The sequence below is a fragment of the Natronorubrum amylolyticum genome, from assembly GCF_052040145.1.
Lineage (GTDB): Archaea > Halobacteriota > Halobacteria > Halobacteriales > Natrialbaceae > Natronorubrum.
In genome coordinates this window covers 203,534-221,363 of record NZ_JBPPFW010000006.1, presented here as the reverse complement: position 1 = coordinate 221,363, position 17,830 = coordinate 203,534, and the positions used below count along the sequence as shown (strand labels likewise).

Annotated in this window: 14 protein-coding genes; 7 read left to right on the top strand and 7 right to left on the bottom strand. The window is 61.6% G+C overall.

Annotation, left to right across the window (positions count from 1 at the left end):
* Positions 1–373 precede the first annotated feature (373 nt).
* The 5 genes from ACSFDB_RS20375 (at position 374) to ACSFDB_RS20355 (ending at position 5,691) form a co-directional block, all read left to right on the top strand.
* Positions 374–625 (top strand): MTH865 family protein, encoded by a 252-nt coding sequence (locus tag ACSFDB_RS20375; RefSeq protein WP_090311698.1) that lies wholly within the window; start codon positions 374–376, stop codon positions 623–625.
* Positions 626–1,280: 655 nt separating this feature from the next.
* The gene (locus ACSFDB_RS20370; RefSeq protein ID WP_440772722.1) at positions 1,281–3,323 is read left to right on the top strand and encodes a bacterio-opsin activator domain-containing protein; all 2,043 of its coding nucleotides are present in this window, start codon (positions 1,281–1,283) and stop codon (positions 3,321–3,323) included.
* 605 nt (positions 3,324–3,928) lie between these two features.
* Complete coding sequence (locus ACSFDB_RS20365) at positions 3,929–4,066, top strand: hypothetical protein (protein WP_440772721.1); 138 nt, start codon at positions 3,929–3,931, stop codon at positions 4,064–4,066.
* An 8-nt stretch (positions 4,067–4,074) separates the two neighbouring features.
* Complete coding sequence (locus ACSFDB_RS20360; RefSeq protein ID WP_440772720.1) at positions 4,075–4,740, top strand: hypothetical protein; 666 nt, start codon at positions 4,075–4,077, stop codon at positions 4,738–4,740.
* Positions 4,741–4,926: 186 nt separating this feature from the next.
* Positions 4,927–5,691 (top strand): peptidase M10A and M12B matrixin and adamalysin, encoded by a 765-nt coding sequence (locus tag ACSFDB_RS20355; RefSeq protein WP_440772719.1) that lies wholly within the window; start codon positions 4,927–4,929, stop codon positions 5,689–5,691.
* A 79-nt stretch (positions 5,692–5,770) separates the two neighbouring features.
* Here ACSFDB_RS20355 and ACSFDB_RS20350 read toward each other — a convergent pair whose 3' ends face one another.
* The 3 genes from ACSFDB_RS20350 to ACSFDB_RS20340 form a co-directional block, all read right to left on the bottom strand.
* Positions 5,771–6,127 (bottom strand): winged helix-turn-helix domain-containing protein, encoded by a 357-nt coding sequence (locus ACSFDB_RS20350; RefSeq protein ID WP_090311705.1) that lies wholly within the window; start codon positions 6,125–6,127, stop codon positions 5,771–5,773.
* 204 nt (positions 6,128–6,331) lie between these two features.
* Positions 6,332–7,270 carry a trehalose-phosphatase gene (gene otsB, locus ACSFDB_RS20345; protein ID WP_440772718.1) on the bottom strand — a complete coding sequence of 313 codons (939 nt, stop codon included), beginning with the start codon at positions 7,268–7,270 and terminating at the stop codon, positions 6,332–6,334.
* Positions 7,271–7,273: 3 nt separating this feature from the next.
* Positions 7,274–9,085, bottom strand: coding sequence for an alpha,alpha-trehalose-phosphate synthase (UDP-forming) (locus ACSFDB_RS20340; RefSeq protein ID WP_440772717.1), 1,812 nt, complete (start codon positions 9,083–9,085; stop codon positions 7,274–7,276).
* A 300-nt stretch (positions 9,086–9,385) separates the two neighbouring features.
* Between ACSFDB_RS20340 and ACSFDB_RS20335 the strand changes: the two genes are divergently transcribed.
* Positions 9,386–10,588 carry a M24 family metallopeptidase gene (locus ACSFDB_RS20335; RefSeq protein ID WP_440772716.1) on the top strand — a complete coding sequence of 401 codons (1,203 nt, stop codon included), beginning with the start codon at positions 9,386–9,388 and terminating at the stop codon, positions 10,586–10,588.
* A 151-nt stretch (positions 10,589–10,739) separates the two neighbouring features.
* Here the strand turns inward: ACSFDB_RS20335 and ACSFDB_RS20330 are convergent, their stop codons facing one another.
* The 4 genes from ACSFDB_RS20330 to ACSFDB_RS20315 all read right to left on the bottom strand — a co-directional run bounded on the left by ACSFDB_RS20330 (position 10,740) and on the right by ACSFDB_RS20315 (position 16,801).
* Complete coding sequence (locus ACSFDB_RS20330) at positions 10,740–11,945, bottom strand: Cdc6/Cdc18 family protein (protein WP_090311712.1); 1,206 nt, start codon at positions 11,943–11,945, stop codon at positions 10,740–10,742.
* A gap of 1,404 nt (positions 11,946–13,349) precedes the next feature.
* Complete coding sequence (locus ACSFDB_RS20325; protein ID WP_440772729.1) at positions 13,350–13,526, bottom strand: hypothetical protein; 177 nt, start codon at positions 13,524–13,526, stop codon at positions 13,350–13,352.
* Between the two features lie 200 nt (positions 13,527–13,726).
* On the bottom strand, positions 13,727–14,929 hold the full coding sequence (locus tag ACSFDB_RS20320) for a twin-arginine translocation signal domain-containing protein (RefSeq protein ID WP_440772715.1): 1,203 nt from the start codon (positions 14,927–14,929) through the stop codon (positions 13,727–13,729).
* Between the two features lie 168 nt (positions 14,930–15,097).
* Positions 15,098–16,801 carry a hypothetical protein gene (locus tag ACSFDB_RS20315; protein ID WP_440772714.1) on the bottom strand — a complete coding sequence of 568 codons (1,704 nt, stop codon included), beginning with the start codon at positions 16,799–16,801 and terminating at the stop codon, positions 15,098–15,100.
* A 201-nt stretch (positions 16,802–17,002) separates the two neighbouring features.
* On the opposite strand from ACSFDB_RS20315, the gene ACSFDB_RS20310 reads away from it, so the two are divergent.
* On the top strand, positions 17,003–17,830 hold the full coding sequence (locus tag ACSFDB_RS20310; RefSeq protein ID WP_440772713.1) for an SCO family protein: 828 nt from the start codon (positions 17,003–17,005) through the stop codon (positions 17,828–17,830).

Here is a 17,830-nt window from a genome sequence, read left to right as displayed (position 1 = left end):
CCGGAGCCGAACCGGCAGCCACCGCGGACTCGACCGGAGCCGAACCGGCAGCCACCGCGGACTCGACCGGAGCCGAACCGGCAGCCGCCGCGGACTCGAGCGAACGGGGGATCCTCCCGGAGTTCATGCGCCGACTCTAGCTGGACGGGCGTCTACAGACAAAGCAGGGTAAGGTGGATCAGTACGTCAAGAGGCCAAAACGGAACCGCTCGCTGCAGGACGGTCGGCTGTTCCGTGCCCCATTCGCGTGAATTATTGCCGTACGCTACTGTATAGTGCCCCTTATCGCCATAGTAGCGGTCTTATCGCACCGCCGTCAGCAGTAGCAACTACCTGCAAATTTATTATTTATCGGGCACAACTAGCACGCGCAATGGCAGATGAATCCGAAATCCGCGACCAGATGATCGACGCGTTCGAAGGTGCCGACTATCCAATCTCCAGCCCCATGGATCTCGTGCCGGCACTACCAAACGGTCCCGGGACGAAGTTCGAGTCCGGCGACTTCTCGATGACCGCAATGGAACTGAACACGAAAACCTCGGGCGGGGACTTCCCCTACGACGACCCCGAGTCCTTCGTCGACGACATCATCGAGGACCTCAAAGAACAGGGCGAAATCTAACTCGGACGGCGGGACTCGAACCACCCGAACGACCGTTTCACGTACGGGAGACGGACTGGCTCCCCGACGATTCCAGTCCCCAATCCTCCGGCAACCACAGATCAGTAGGTCCACAGCTCAGTAGGTCCACGGCTCAGTAGTCCTCGGTCCAACACGGCGGGCCAGACACCGACACCAGTGTCAGCGAACGCAGGCCGAAGGTAACGAGCTACTGAATCGTTATCGCACGGGAAACACGTGACAGCCCCGGAGTGATGCCGTGATCACTCAATCTGCAATACTATCGCCAACCGGTGCGGTGCCGTACAGGCAGTTCACAAATTGTACACAGTGTACACCGTGTAGACTGTGCTGGCGGTCCATCATCCAGAAATCAAGCGAGCGGGCGACGAACGCGGGGGATGACCGTCGAGCGCGTTTCCGACTCCCGAGACGTCTGGCGTGTCGACTAAGCTGACCGTGAGCGAAATTTACGAGTTTCCACCGAGTTAATATCAGGTTTTGTGATATTCGATCGGTCGTCCGACATCGCCCCCTGGTTCCCGAACACCTCGTATAGCGGCGGGGGAGATGTACCAGTAGTCTTTTATTCTGATGTGGTGATAGGACAGAAAGAAGACGCCGGCAGATTGCGATCGGTGAATACTGGTACCGCATGCCCCACGAGAACCCATCCGGATCGATCACACACATCACGGCCGCGCGATCGAGTTCCCTCCGAAACCGACTGCGCGACGGGACACCGTACGCTACTCGAACGGTTTCAGTAGAAACGACTCTCGAGAACGGTCTCGAGGACGAGTTCGAGTCTGCCTCTCGAGAGGGAGTCGGCCCACAGGGTCCTGTCGCCGTCGTCATCGAGCACGACGATCCGGTGGAAACGACGGCCCTACTCGAGCGGTGTCACGCGACCGATGCAGCCGTTCCGACGATCGTGGTCCCGAAGGCGGGAAGCGAAGCGCTCGCGACGGCTGCGCTGCGGGGAAACGCCGACGAGTACGTCGTTCCCGGGACGGACGAAGATCCGGTCGAACGAATTCTCGAGACGATTCGCTCAACCCGAGAAACGAGTGTGGAGACAGCGCGAACGCGACCGTCGACGCGATCCGCCGACCGCGACTACCACCGAATCCTCGCGAACGAACTGCCCGACGAGGCGTTCGTCCTCGGCGAAGACGGAACCTACCTCGAGGTGAAGGTGCGACCGGACGCTGCGGAGCTGTACACGAAGCCGGCCGACCAGCTCACGGGCGAACAGCTACAGAACGTCTTTCCGGACGACGTCGCAGCGAAGCTAGAGGCGTGTATCGATCGAACGCTTCGGACCGATACGATTCAAACGATCGAGTACGGCGCGAAGACGACCGAGGGAGACCGGCAGTTCGAAGCTCGAGTCGTCCCGATCGACGATCGAATCGAGGGACAGCGAGCCGTCGTCTGGCTCGCCAGGGATATCACCGAACGGGCGAAACGCGAACGCGAGCTTCGATCGCGTCAGGATCAACTCGAGACCCTCAATCGAATCAGTACGGTCGTCGGGCAAGTCATCGATACACTGGTGGAGGCCCCGTCGCGGGACGCCATCGAGCGCGAGGTCTGTGAACAGCTCGTCGACTCGGAGCTGTACTGTGGTGCCTGGATCGCCGAGCGCACTGGCGAAGGGACGCTTGCGTACCGAACCGGTGCCGGCGGTGCCGAAACCTACCTCGAGGCGGTCGAAGCGCTCGACGCCGACCACGAGTGGTTAGGACAGCGAACCGTCCAGACGGGGTCGGCCCAGACGGAGATGGACGTCCAGACGAGCGAGGCGGTCCCCGAGCCGTTGCGAAACGCCGCTCGCGAGGACGACGTCAGGTCGGCGATCACCGTTCCGATCGACCACAACGATTCGATGTACGGCGTGTTGACCGTACTCGCCAGCCGTGACGAGGCGTTCAGCGGCGACGAGTTGGCCGGCTTCGAACTCCTCGGCGAGACCATCGGTTTCACCATCATGGCCGTGAAGAATCGACAGCTGCTGTTCGCCGATACGGTCGTCGAACTCGAGTTCCGGATCGACGGCGGCGACACGTTCGCGTTCGACCTCTCGGAGGAGTACGGCTGTACGTGTTCGCTCGAGTGGGCCGGAACGACCTCCAGCGGGCGGACCGTCCAGTACGTGATGGTCGACGGAATCGACGGCGAAACCGTCCTCGAAGCGGCCGGAGACCACCACTCGATCGAGGAGTGTCGACTCATCCACGACGGCGATGCCAGCTGTACGATCGAGATGCGTCTCTCCGAGTCGGGCGTTCGGACGCTGGCAAATCACGGTGCGACGATCAGGGACGTCAGCGTCGAGGACGGCGTCGGACGCTGCGTGATCGAGGTTTCACAGGACGCGGACGTCCGAGAGATCGCGGAGGCACTGACCGTCGTCTACGAGAACACACAGCTCATCGCTCGTCGCGAAGTCGACCGATCGGTGCAGACGGCAGCCGAGCGTCGCAACCGAATCCTCGATCAGCTCACCGATCGACAGCTGACCACGCTACGACTCGCCTACTACAGCGGCTTTTTCGACTGGCCCCGGGAGAGTACCGGCGAGGAGATCGCAGACGCGATGGGGGTTACTCCACCGACGATGCACCAGCACCTTCGAAAGGGGCTAAAAGCAGTTCTCTGCGAGTTCTTCGAAGTCGGCACCGAGACGGAGTGATGGCACAGTCGATGTCAGACGAGGTGCGGACCGAGCTCGCTACCGGAGAAACGTTCTCGGTACAATCGAGAGAGCTTCACCGGAAATCCGGTGTGGTAGATGGGGTGAGACACACATCGATCGAACCGCGCAGAATCGAGTGCGTACGGACTCGAACGGTTCGATGTCGGGCGGACGACGAGGCGCTCGAGAGACGGGACGGTCAGTCTTCCAAACGGTCGAACGGTCCCTATCAAACGGCTTGGGAGAGCGAACAGGCACACGAACGCACAACGCGGATACTGAACGGCACGCTACGGCGATTCGTATGCCAGACGCAGCAATCGTCGGTCTCGCCGGTACAGAGTCGCCATCCGAGCTTGGCCGAGTTGTCAACGCTCTCTAGACCGCACAGAAGTTCGACGACGCGGGAGATAACGTCGAGATCATCTTCGACGGCGCGGGAACGCAGTTGATTCCCGAACTCGAGGACGAGGATCACGACTATCACTCGCTGTACGCCGAACTGACCGGACTCATGTCGGCCTGTAACTATAGTAGCCACTGCAAGTCATTGCACACCTGATCGCCGAACCGTCTGGCGATCAGTGTGTAAATCGTTGCAGTTGTTACTATACTGTGCGAACGCCTACGAGGTCGCCGACGAGATCGAAGACGGTCCGGCAGAACTGCTCGACGAACACGAGGGCCACCCAAGTATCCGATCGCTCGTCGTCGACGGCTACAAGATTATTACGTACTGAGGACGCCAGTGAACCGCCTCGAGGTCAAGTGGTTCGAGAATCTTCGATTCTCGTCGTCGCGGAAATCGAAGACTTCCGTACGACCCCGAGGCACTCGGCCTGCACCGCCTGTAGACATAAACGAACGATACGCGGCCCAACATATTGGTGCCAACGACGCCGACAGCTATTCTGCCGAGCAACGGAGAACTCGTCGAGATGCCAGCGAAGGCACCACCCTCGGTCGCATACCTGCGTCCGAATTCGTCCGCGGAACACTCATAACGAAATCCGATAGTCACGATATCTTAAAGAAACAGTATGTGAACCCGAGGGCCGATGCCGTCGCCTCGAGTTCGAACGACTGGGATGGGTACGACGACCGCCTCGGCAATAATCACCGTCGATCGATCGACGGAGAGCGTGGTATCGTGGTGACGGATACACCCGTCGACGTGCTCTACGAGGGGGCAAACGGCCACTACTACACCGACTGCCAGGTCACGACCAATCTGCGTACCGAACGATGGAAGCCATGCATCAGACAGCGTGACCCGGATCGACGACTGGTGGAAACGAGCGACGGTGGCCTGCTGTTGCTGACACCGACAGACGACCTCCCCGCCTGGGCGGAGATACGCGTCGACGACCGCGGTACTCGCGTCGTCGATACGCGACGCCCACTGCCGGAGTGACGTTCCGTCCCAACGATTTTCGCTGCGTTCGACGGCGGCGCCTGCTGTCGACACCCGTAGTTCGGAAACGACGTTGCCTCGACGACGAAATGGGTGTGGGGATGAGTGTCAGGCGTGCCTGACCGACTATAATGGAGTACTATGTAAAGCGGTACAAACTGGCCGTCGCGCGCGAGAGGAGCGATCGTGAATCGACGCGTGTTTCTCGGCACGGCCGGCTCTCTCGCCTCCGTCGGGACGCTGGCGTACGCGACCCGGGACCCCGTCGACACGCTCGAGATTCGCGTCTGGCTCTCGGAGCAGGCGGCAAGTTACGACGGCGTCACTGATCGTATACAGGAGTACCTCGAGCGAATCTTCGATCTCGAGTACTGGTCGCTCACGGTCTCGAGTGGTGGAGCCGTCGACGTCTCGACCGAGAACGGTGCGGCAGTGACGAGCGGTGGCGAATGGCCGGCAGCGCTCGCTGCGGGGGCAATCGGTCGCCGTGACCTCGAACCGGTCTCCGACGTCAATCTGCTCGTCACGGACGGCCAGATGCGGCAGGCCCCGACCGGCTACGGGCTTCCGCACATCGCGTCGGTCGGCGGGGCCAGGCATATCGCAGCACTCGACCCGTTCGACGACCTCTTCTCGTCGCCGGGAGCCGACGCCGATCGGTGGATCGTTCCGAACGGACGGCCGCCGCGAACGATGCAGATCCTTGCCCACGAAATCGGTCACGCGCTGGGCTTACAACACGACCACGGCGTCGCCTATCGGTACGGCGACGCGATCGTCGCCTCACCCATGCTGAGCAGTTACGCCTGGTCGGCCGACTACGACGACGATAGCTCGCGATGCGGCACGAGCTACCCCGACCCCGCGGGTCTCGATCGAAAGCTCAGTCTGGCGTTCTCGCCCTGTGCGCGCCGCGAACTCGCCGACTACAGCGGCGGGTTTCTCCCGTAGACGAACACAAATTCCACACCTCCCCTTGACGCGCCGACGGGGAGGGCTCGAGTTGGATCAACGGAAGGAGACGACCGGATCAGTCTTCGTCGTCGTCGCTCTCGTCCTCGCCGCGGACGAAACTCGCCTGCGCGTCGCCACCCTGTCCGGTCCCGCCCGCGCTTGGACCTTCGATGAGCGAGTCGAAGTCGTCGACCTCGTCGTACTGCTCCCGGTAGACGAGCGCTGCCTTCCCGAGCGATGTAATCTCGTATAATCCGGACCGTTCCGCCGGCCCGATCTTCCGAACGAGTCCGTAATCTTCCAGTACCGGGAGCCTCGTGTTGATGTTTTTGCGGCTCTTTCCCGTGTGAGCGGCGAGATTCGTGGCGACGTTTCGACCCTTGTCCTCGAGCGCCTCGAGGACCAAGAAATCAGTAGGTTGACGTAACTTCACTATCGTTCACTCTCATCTATCACTATATTTCCAGTGGTAACTAATACTTTCGCCTTTTTCGGTTGTGGTTTCTACGATACCGGGGGGCGAAAACAGCGAATAAAATTACGAAATTTAACATTTCAAGCCCAGCAGAAGGCACGAGGGCACACGGCAACGCCGAGTATCGGGCCCTGGTGTCAGGTTCGTGACTGAATCCGATAGTTAACTCGAGCGGATCTCATCAATACGTGTCGTATCAGCGTTCGACCGTGTGCCAGCGGTCGAGCAGGTATCCGGGATCAAGTGGATACCAGTCCTTGATCGGTCGTCCGGCGAGTTCGTTCGCGTTCGATTTCGCTCGAGTGCGTCGACGCCGACCGAACCGAGCCACTCCAGGAACGTCGCGACGTCGTCGGGAGCGTCGAGTCGACAGGAGGCTGCAGACGGCTCGTCGCCACCGACTCGAATCCCGATTCCCTTCGGTTCGACGGTCCGAAACGCCGATTCGTCAGTCACATCGTCTCCGATATATATCGGCACCGTCCGTGCCGGCATATCCGCGTCGATCAAGCCAACCGCGTTCCCCTTCCCCCACGGAATCGACGGCCCGATTTCGAGGATGCGTTTGCCGGTCGAAATCTCGAGTTCGTCGCCGCCGAATCGGTCGACAACCGCGGTCGTCAGGTGCTCGACGATCGGCCGCAACGCAGGCGGGACCGATCGCACGTGAACCGTCCCCGTCAGTCGCTTGTTCTCGATTCGCGTGTTCGGCACGTGTTCGAGGGCCGTCTCGAGCGCCGTACAGACCCGCTCGATCTTCGCGGCCCGCTTTCGAGCGACGGGATGGACGGCGACCGACTCACCGCGCTCGAGTTCGAGCCCGTGGTTTCCGGCGTACGTCTTTGGGCCGTCGATTCGCTGCCGGACGTCGGCTAACGCACGGCCGCTGACGATCGCCGTCGTCACCGATGATGCCGCCGCGAGGGTCGCCACAGCGGCCTCGTTTTCGGCCGTCGGCGCCGCCGCGTCGGGATCGTCGACGATCGGTGCGAGCGTCCCGTCGAAATCCAGACAGCACAGGAGATGCGACGCGCCGGCGAGTCGCGACCGAATTCGATCTCGCTGCTCGTCGATCAGCTGTGGTGGTGTCGCGTCCGACATTGATCACACGGTGGAGGTGTATTCGGGTGGGTCAGTATCCGAATCCGAGTCCGGATTTGAATCTGAATCTGAGTTGGAACTGGAACTGGAACTGGAACCGGAGTCCATCTCTGTACTACCGTCGGAGTCACCAGACTGACCCGAATTCGAGTCCGACGGCCGATTCCGAGCAGTTGCCGAGTCAGTTCCTCGAGCCACTCCCGAATCCGTTCCTCGAGTTGCACCACCGTGACGGGTATCGCGGCGGCGCTCGTTATGTACCCGGCGAATCCAGTCGAACTGGGTGTCCATCCACCACTCGAGATCGCCGTCGAACACCCGGTTGCGGAGCGTGCGCATCCGGCGCTGTCGACCGTGTAACGGCATCTCGACGGCGGCCTCGAGCTGGCTCGCGAAGCCGTCGATATCCGCCGGATCGATCGTGAGCGCGTGGGAGCCGAGCGTCTCGTGGGCACCGGTTCGATCGCTCAACAGGAGCGTCCCCTTGCCGTCGACGCTCGCGGCGACGTACTCCTGGGCAACCAGATTCATCCCGTCGCACAGCGGACTCACGACCATCACGTCCGCACGGCAGTAGAGCGCACAGAGCTCGTCCTTCGAGAGGTAGTCTTCGGTGTAGACGATCGGCGTCCACTCGTCCGTCCCGAATCGCTGATTGATCCGCGTGACCTCGCTTCTGACGAGATCCCCGTGTTGCTCGTAGGTCCGAATATTCGTTCGGGAGAGCGAGCACGACTGCACGAAGGTGAACTCGCCGTGCCACGACGGGTTCCGTTCGAAGAATCGTTCGAGAGCGGCCAGGCGTTCCGGAATCCCCTTCGAATAGTCGAGTCGGTCGACGCCGAGACCGATGACGTTCTCCGGCGAGATATCGTATCGCTCGAGCAACTCGGACACCGCCGTATCCGAAACCGATCGCGCATCACGGTCGTAGGACTCGGCGTCGACACCCATCGGCGTCGCGACGACGCGCGTCGTCGTCCCGTTGTAGCGGACGACCCGCCGAGAGCGATCGACGCTGGCAGCCGGCACGTACCGCTGGACGCAGTCGAGAAAACGCTCGGCGTATCGGTCGACGTGGAACCCGAGCAGGTCGTTTCCGAGCAATCCCTCGAGAAGGCTACCGCCGGCCGGGCAGTGCTGGAACGTCCGGGCCATCGGCCACGGGATGTGCCAGAACTGCGCGATGGTCGTCGACTGCGGAACCGACTCGCGGATCATTCCCGGCGCGAGTGCGAAGTGATAGTCCTGCAGCCAGACGACCGAATCGTCAGTCGCGTGCTCGCTCACCGCGTCGGCGAATCGTTCGTTGACCGTCCGGTACCAGTCGAAATCGTTCGACCGGTTCTCGACCAGATCGGTAAAGCCGTGACAGAGCGGCCAGAGGACGCGATTACTGAATCCGTAGTAGTAGGAGTCGACCGCCTCGTCCGAGAGATCGAGCCGCCTGAGGGTGTACGACTCCTCCGCCGGCGGGACGGCAACGCAGTTGTCCTCGTCCGTGACGTCGAAGTCCGCCTCGCCGTCACCCCAGGCGATCCAAGTTCCTTCGGACTCCTGAACAACGGGGTCGAGACCGGCAGTCAGTCCGCCGGTCGGCTCGTCGACCTCGATGGATCGACTCGCCGTCTCCGCGGCAGCCTCCTCGCCACCCTCGTACTCGTGCCGGTACGGCTGCCGGTTCGAAACGACGATCAGCGAGCCGGGACAGGCCGATTCGTCGGCCTGCGTGTCGGCAGTCACTCGGCCGTACCCGTCGGCCCGTAACTGTCTGTTATTCGGGTGCGTCGACGACCGCTCGTCGGTAAATCGCATTCGCTGAAAATACACAGTTCCGTGACGGGTTGCTGCGCGGCCTGCATCCGCATGGACCTCTAATAGCGTCCGCTACTCGTCGAATAGAACAGACAATGAGGAAAAATGACCGGATCTGTTCCAGATACCACGCAACAATATCGGATATTTCTCGACAGGTAGAGCACGATATCGTGGAGGAGAGTACACCTGACCGTCCGCCAAGCTGGCATCGGTTCGCCTCACAGACTGCCGCTAATTCATCCGTCAGACCACCTCGTCAGTCCAAACGTTCTTTCCGTTCTCCCGCGAATCGCGAGTATGCAATCGCCCTTCGAGCGCCGAATCGCGGACTGTCAACGCCGACTCGAGCGCACCGACGCGTCGCTCCTCGTCTGTTTTCCGAGCCCGAATCTGACCTATCTGACCGGGTTCGAAGAATCGCCCTCCGAGCGCCACCTGTTGCTGTTCGTTCCGCGAGTAGGCACCCCCACCGTTGTCGCACCGACGATGTACGACCGACAGCTCGCCGACGTGCCGATCGACGACCCGTCTCTCGAGATCCGACTCTGGGACGACAGCGACGACCCGGTTGCCGTTATCGACGGCGTTCTCGAGGAACTGCTCGAGCAGGGAAGGGGAAACGACAGCACGACGAGCGACGGAACGGGCGACGAACCGCCGACGATACTCGTCGACGACCGGATGTGGGCAACGTTCACGCAGGATCTCAGAGCGTGCGTTCCGGACGCACGGTTCGGCCTCGCGAGCGACGTCCTCGAAGACATCCGAATTCGAAAGGACGAGGTCGAGCTAGACGCGCTGCGAAGGGCCGGAGCGATCGCCGATCGCGTTTCGCTCGAGATTCGGTCGCGTGGAGACGACCTCCTCGGCACGACCGAGGCGGAGCTGGCGAGCGAGATCGAACGCCTGCTCGCAGCCGAAGGCGGCGGGAAGCCGGCGTTCGAGACGATCGTCGCCTCGGGACCGAACGGTGCACAGCCCCATCACCACAGCGGCGACCGGGAGATCGAACGCGGCGATCCCATCGTGTTGGATTTCGGTGCGTTCGTCGCCGCCGATCTCGAGGCCGGGACGGGACGCTACCCGGGTGACCAAACCCGGACGATCGTCGTCGGCGAGCCGTCAGACGAGTACGAGCGAGTCCACGAAGTCGTCCGAGAGGCACAGCAGGCCGCGGTCGATGCGGTCGAGCCCGGCGTGAGAGCCGGCGCGGTCGATCGAGCCGCTCGGACGACGATCGAGGCCGCCGGCTACGGCGACGCCTTCGTTCACCGAACCGGTCACGGCGTCGGCCTCGAGGTCCACGAGCCGCCGTACATCGTCGAGGGCAACGACCGCAAACTCGAGCCCGGGATGGTGTTCAGTATCGAACCGGGCGTCTACCTCGAGGGGAAGTTCGGCGTCAGGATCGAAGACCTCGTCGTCGTGACCGAGGACGGTGCCGAACGGCTGAACGACTCACCGCGGGGCTGGGAAACCGGTGTGCCGTCTCAGTCGTAACTCGAGGAACTCACAGTCGTAGCTCGGGGAACTCACAGTCGTAGCTCGAGACACCACGTTTCCGGTGAACCAGTCCAGACTGTCAGTGAATCAGACACCCGGTTTCCGGTGAAATATCGTCGTACTGTCCGCCTATCGATCGGAATCGGCGCTACGTCTCGTCCGTCTCGACGAGTACCTTCCGTACGACGTCCGGATCCTCGAGCAGTTGGTGTTCGGTGTAGCTCCCTTCGGCGCTGCCGCCGCTCTGTCGGGACTGTTCGATGATGTCGAGAAACGCGTGCTCTTTTAACAGGTCGCGGACCCGACGCAGCGAGAGCGTATCGGAGCCCTCCTGCCGACAGATCTCCTCGTAGACGTCGAAGATGCGCGTCGTTCGAAAGCCGTCCTCCTCGGGTCTGTTGAGTGCGAGCACTGCGAGCGCCTGGAGCACGTACCGGGAGTGGGGTGTCGATCCGCGGATAAGCTCGCGGAATCGATCGGTTTCTGCGCGCTCGCGGGCCTGTACGACGAACTCCTCGCGAACCGTTTTACTCCCGTTCGACTGGGCGATCTCGCCGGCGTACCGGAGGATGTCGATCGCCTTTCGGGCGTCACCGTGTTCGCGAGCCGCGAGCGCTGCGGCCCGCGGAATAACCGACGGATCGAGCACTTCGTCCTTGAACGCGTCGCTGCGCGCCTGCATAATATCCCGAAGCTGATTCGCGTCGTACGGCGGGAAGACGAACTCGCGCTCGCAGAGACTCGACTTGACCCGTTCGTCCATCCGATCCTTGTACTTGATCTTGTTACTGATCCCGATAACGCCGATCTTGCAGTTCTCGAGTTTCCCAGCCTCACCCGCACGCGAGAGTTGCATGAGAATGTCGTCGTCGTCCAGTTTGTCGACCTCGTCCAAGATGATGAGCACGACCTCGTACTGGGTGTCGAGCACCCGCCAGAGGCGTTTGTAGTAGGTCGACGTGCTGAGCCCTTTGTCCGGGATCTTGATATCGGTGACCGCCGAGTCGTTCAACGAGTGGGCGATCGTCTGGACCGCCTGCGTCTCGGTGCTGTCCTGTGCACAGTCGACGTAGGCGAACTCGGCCGTGACGCCCTCCTCTTTCGCGACGCGGACCAGCCGTTCGGAGATGTGCTTCGCACAGAGGGACTTTCCGGTGCCCGTCTTGCCGTAGATGAGCAGATTGCTCGGACTCTGTCCGAAGATCGCCGGGTTAACGGCGTTCGCGAGATCCGCAATCTCGTCGTCTCGCCCGACGATACGCCCTTCCTCGGGGAGGTGATTGATCTCGAGCAGCTCTTTGTTCTCGAAGATCGGATCGTCTCGGGTGAAGAGATCGTCGCCGGAACTCGACATAGGTAGTAGACACCACGTTTCCGGTGAAACGTCTTTACTGTTTGGACTCGTTCGCCGGAAACCGGTGAAACGGTGAAATATCGAGGGGAGAGCGAGTCTCGAGAGGGGAGGGTGGAACGAACTGGAAGTGGGTGAGAAGTGGAGCACACACACACCACGTTTCCGGTGAAACGGGGTGAAGGGGGTGTGGGGGTGCAGTTGAAACGGGGGTTGCGTTCATCGGAAACCCGGTGTGGTGGGAACAAGCTATCGACATATCAAAACTGATCTGAACCAGTGTGAGCGCTTGTATCGCGAATGCAGTGTATCGCGAACGCAGGGTAGTTAAAAGCGAGTCAATCGAAGAGCGGATCCATCGCTACAGAGATATCTGCGAAAGGTGGCCAAACCTGAAGAGACCGAGATGGGGTCACTCGAGGATAGGACCGGGAGTAACCGAAATGCAGACTATGAGATCCGAAAGACGCCGATAACTGAAAATGATTTTATTGCAGACCGAGTGCGTGATCTCGGATTTCCGGTGAAAAGTCTCTAATCGACTGACGTCGATTTCTATTCTAATTTTGTACTCAATGGACTTTTTCATCTGAAAATACTTATAGCTACTGCCTCCAACCTCACATGTCTTTGGATTCTTCTGGCAGTCTTCTGATAGTGACTTCAGCTGGTGACCTTCTTTCTCCTCGTTTCACCGGAAACGTGGTGTGTCGGTCTGTGCAAAGAGCACTGTGATGTGTTAGATATCGGTTTTCTCCCCTATTAGCGTTTGAACCCGCTGATTAGCGTTTGCCTCGATCTACTCTTTTCCTCGAGTTCATCCCGTTCGAGCGCAGTATCGCTGCCTCGAATTCGGATCTTTCGCTGTGATCATCGAATCGGATCTCTCTCATCCGCCCCTCTGTTTACCCCCTTTCACCGGAAACCCGGTGTGTGCGCGCGGCCCAACTGGGTCTTTTCAGTTGTCTTACTCGCTCCCGGTCTACCCACTCGTTTCCCCGTTCACCGGAAACGTGGTGTGTCAGTGTAACCGATCATCGGTTCGGATGACCGACTGGTTTTCTCTGATCACGATCTTTCCCCCACCTACGGTCTCACTATCGCTATTCCATTCGTACTGACTTGCTCCCAGCGTGCTCTCTCCACAGGGCATCTCCCGTTGTACGCCCACCGATCACGTGTCTTCACCGGAAACACGGTGTGTAACTCAGTACCGACGCTGTTCTCGAGTGCCGCGTGCCGACCGTCCACTCGTGCCGACCGTCGTGTAATTTCACCGGAAACATGGTGTGTCCGTTCCACTCTATCGTAGCAACTGGAACTTCCGGTGGCTACTATCGCTGCAGCCATTTGCACCGGACGATCGAAATCAAACCCGAGCGTCGAAACCGACGTTCGATATCGGAATCAGTAGTAGTACAGCTCGAGTTCGTGTCCACAGTTCCGACACGCGGTTTCCCTCCCCTGGAGTCGGTTCGTGGCACGTTCCTCGTGGATCCCCGGACCCGGCGGCACGGACGCGTTGACGCGTGCCTCACACTCCGGACAGCCGATACGCATATCTGAGTGGTCTGATCGAGACATACCCCGAGAGTATTCGAGAGCTTCGGTTAGTTATACCAGTCGTACGGTCGATTCATCGTCGGTTTCGATGCGTTTCGTCGTCGTAGGGTCGAATTTCTGCCACTCGACGATCGGTATCGGCAACGAACACACCATCCACCGATCCCGGTCTACAGGAGATCCGGACCGTCCAGCTGGTAAGCTCACAAGGCACGAACTTGTTAGACGGTGAATGAAACGTCTTCGAACTCGAAAAACGCCGTCTCGTACCCGTCGTGGCGCGACACCTGGGGTGGTGAGTCGACGGCGACCGTGATCTCGTCGTCGCTCTCGAGATCGTCGACCGCGACTCCGTAGTGGTGACCGTACTCGTGATCGATCCGCTCGGTCAGTCGTTCATCCTCGAGGACGGCCGATCCGTCCCGGTCGATCGTCAGCCGTAACGAGGCAGACGGGAGGATGACGTCGTTGTATGGGGTCCGCAGACAGCCCATCAGATACGCCGCGTCGTCGGCGAATCGGTCGGTATTGGGGACGATCACGGATAGCTTCGCGTCGCCGCTCCGTTCCGTTCCGAGGACGTCACCCGGTAGTTCGTCGACGGCTGGACCGTCGGACGTCGGCGGGTGTCCGGGGTCGTCGCCGTGGTCGCCTCCCTCGCTACGGCCGTCGTGGTCGTGATCGTCGTCATCCCCGTGACTAGCGTGCTCGTCGTCTCCATGATCAGCATGCTCGTCGTCCCCGTGACCGTCGTGCGCTCCGTGGTCGCTGTGGTCCATCAACTCGAGGGCGTCCCGTTCTCCGCGCCGATCCTCGTCGATCAGCTCGAACTCGAGGTCGTGGATGTCCGACCGGGTGAACTCGAAGTCGATCTCGAGCGTGGACGAGCTATCGAATCGATCCTCGAACGCGCCCGTCCCCTCGGCCTCGAGCCGGCCGATCCGAATTCGAGCCGTGTACTCGCCTTCGTCCGGGAGCGAGATGTTGTCGCCGTAGTGAAATCCCATCCGCTGGGAGAGCATCGGCCAGGGCGAGAGCTGTCCGGTGACCGAGTCGCCGTCTCGGCGCACGTCGAGTTCGGCGTTCACCGGAAGGACGGTGTCCGTTTCGGGGTCCCAGACGGTGAGCATGAGGTGCATGCTGTCGTCGGTATCGACGTCGACGCGCTCGGTTTCGCCGGCGACGAGCCAGAATCGGTGCGGGATCGTGTAGGTGAGTTCGACGGCGTACTCGCCGTCGGTCGCTCGCCCGTAGGTTCCCATCTCCTCGATGCCGGCGGGGAGGTAGACGGCGTCGGGTCGATCGTCGACGAGCGGCGGGTTCGACCAGGCGGACTGCTCTTCGAAGCCGAGTCGCTCGAGACAGCCCGCGACGGCGACGGTTCCAGCCACCGCGGTTCCGCGCAGGAATCCCCGACGGTTCATTGCGCCGATTTTGGGGTGCCAGTGACAAAACGGCTGTTGGTTTGCTGCTCGAATCGCAGCTGTCGACCTGTCTTCGAACCGCGGCTGTCGATCTTTCGTTCGAATCGCGGCGATCGAACCGACCGAGGGAGTGTTTTGTCCCTTCTCGCTGTCAGCCCCTGTTCACTCCTATCCAGCAACGTACACCGGCTCCATCGTCGGGAGCGTCAGGAGCCACAGACTGAGCGCCGTGTAACAGACCATCACGACGACGAACGGGTACTGACTCCGGATCGCCTGTAATCGACCCGGAAAACAGTCGAACGCGATCGCGTGGGCGGTCCAGATCGCGAGCACGTGACCGGCGAGGAGGGTGACGATCTCGAGCGTTCCCATCCAATCGGGCACGACGAGCGTCGTCGGATTCACCGGCGGAGCGAACGGACTCGAGAGCGCTGCCAGCGACGCCGGAGCGAGCGAGACGGCGAACGTGACGTAGTGCGCGAGGTGATAGCCCGCGGCGATCGCCAGCAGCGGTGGGGCGAATCGCCGGGCGAGCATCCGCTCCGAGAGGTACGTCGGTGCGGTTCGCCGCGAGAGGTGTGCGGCCAGCCAGTAGAGGGCGACCGCGACGGCGAACCCGCCGACGAGCAGCGCGAGGTAGACGCCGCGGGCCGGGAGTCCGGTCGCGACGATTCCCTCGACGGTCCGTCGGCCGGGGCGTGTCACGACGAACCCGTTGAACGTCAGTTCCCAGACCAGCAGGACGACGAAGGCGACGTCGCTCGAGTCGGTCACGACGTCCGCGTCCCGAAGACGAGCGCCCGGAACGACAAGTCGAAATTCCCCGTCGCGTCGCTGAATCGGAGCGACGGCTCCGTAGAGCCGGAAGAGGACGGCCAGCGGGTCAGCGCGGCGAAACCAGACCGTCGGCGAGAAGAGGACCGCACCGGTGACGGTGTACCCCGCGTAGCCGATCGCGACGAGCGCGAGGCGCTCCGGATCGGTCGTCACGGGGAGGACGAGCTCGAGCCACACGAGCGCTCCCAACCCGAGCACCGCCGGCCACGACGAGAGCCACGCGGGGTACTCGAGGAGAGCCGAGTCGACCGCGGACGAACCGGTTTCGTTCGTATCGTTCGCTCCGTCCGTTCCGACCGTTCCGTTCGTTTCGTCCGTTCCGACCGTTCCGTTCGTTTCGTCCGTTCCGACCGTTCCGTTCGTTCCGTCCGTTTCGTTCGCACTCGGGTTCGACGGGCGACGCTGGACCACCTCTCGAACGCGAGTCACCAGTTCTCGAGCACGAGTCACTGACCTATCGACACCGCGCGCGAGGGTCCGAAACGGATCGATCGTCGGCCACGGATCGACGACGAGGAAGGCGATCATCGGCAGGACGGCTCGCACGCCTACGAACGCGATGATAACAGCGAGGTTCGCCGTCGGCATCGCCGGGCCCTCGAGACCGACGACGATCACGGCTGTGAGTCCAAGCACGCCAAGACTCCCACCGATGAGCGATCCCGCGGCGACCGTTCGTCTCGAGAGCCCGATCGATCCGACGGGACTGGACGTATCGAGACTCGACTCGACGAGACCCGATTCGGTGGGGCTCGACTCCGCGATAGCCGCGAGCGGAACGCACCACTCGTGGACCGCATCGACGAAGCGACGGTCGGTCACGAGCGCGGCGAGCAGCGCGGAGGCTCCAACGGCGGCCCCGCCGGTGAGCAGGGTGAGCCACGTCGGGACGGTGAGCGTCCGATCGTCACCGAGTCCGGCGGCGACGTTCGAGGCCGCGACGGGTTCGGTCCAGTAGCCCGCGACGATACCGGCTGCTGCCAGTCCGAGGATGATCGAACCGATCAGTCGAGCCGAACGCGTCGGTGACACCGCCGGATATCACGACGCCGACCCTCATGTATTCGGGTCTCGATCGCAGCAGTCGAGAGGGGGACGTCGACACCGGTTTCGGAATGTTCCGCGCCGAATCGTCTCGCATCCGGTCCGAATCGTCTCGTACCCGCGTCGGATCGTCTCGCATTCGGTGAGCGAACCAACGAGCATTTCATGGCGCGCTCCTACGCATCTCGTATGGAACGACGGACGTACCTTCGCGCTCTCGGGGTCGCGGGTGTTGCTGGGACTGCCGGCTGTCTCGACACGGTGGAACAAGCACTTTCCGACGACCACGATGGTGACGGGATTCTCCCGCCGCCGGACCACCCGACGGGTGCCTCGTATCCGGAGTACGGCGAGGAGTTCCCCTCGTTTTCGATTCCGGACCCGATCGCGGAGACGACCGTCTCGCTCGAGGACTTCGTCGGCGAGAAGCCGTTTCTGCTGACGTACATCTTTACGACGTGCCCGGACGGCGCCTGTCCGGCCCTGCTCTTGCGGCTCCGGTGGATTCAGGAGGATGCCGTCGAACAGGGGTACGACGACGACATCGCGTTGCTCGCGTTCACGTTCGATCCCGAACGCGACACGCCCGAGGTCCTTCGTGAGTACGCCGCCGAACGAAGTATCGACTACGAGGCGGACAACTGGCACTTCCTCCGGCCCGAAACCAACGACGAGGCCGAGGAGGTGATGACCGAGACCTTCAACCTGCCACTCCAACGGATCGACGACGAAGAGGAACTCGAGGACCACGACGAGTTCGAGGGCAACGGCGATCACGACGGCGAGGGCCACGACGACGGAGACGATCACGACCACGACGATTCGGACCACGGAAACGAATCCGACCACGACGACCACGACCACGGCGAGTACACGTTCATCCACAACAATTTGATCACGCTCGTCAACGAAGACGGAATCGTGGAACGAGCGTATCCGTCGGCCGTCCAGTCCGAACGGGCGGTCGACAACGAACAGATCGTCGAGGACACGAGGACGGTCGTCGGGGTGGAGTGA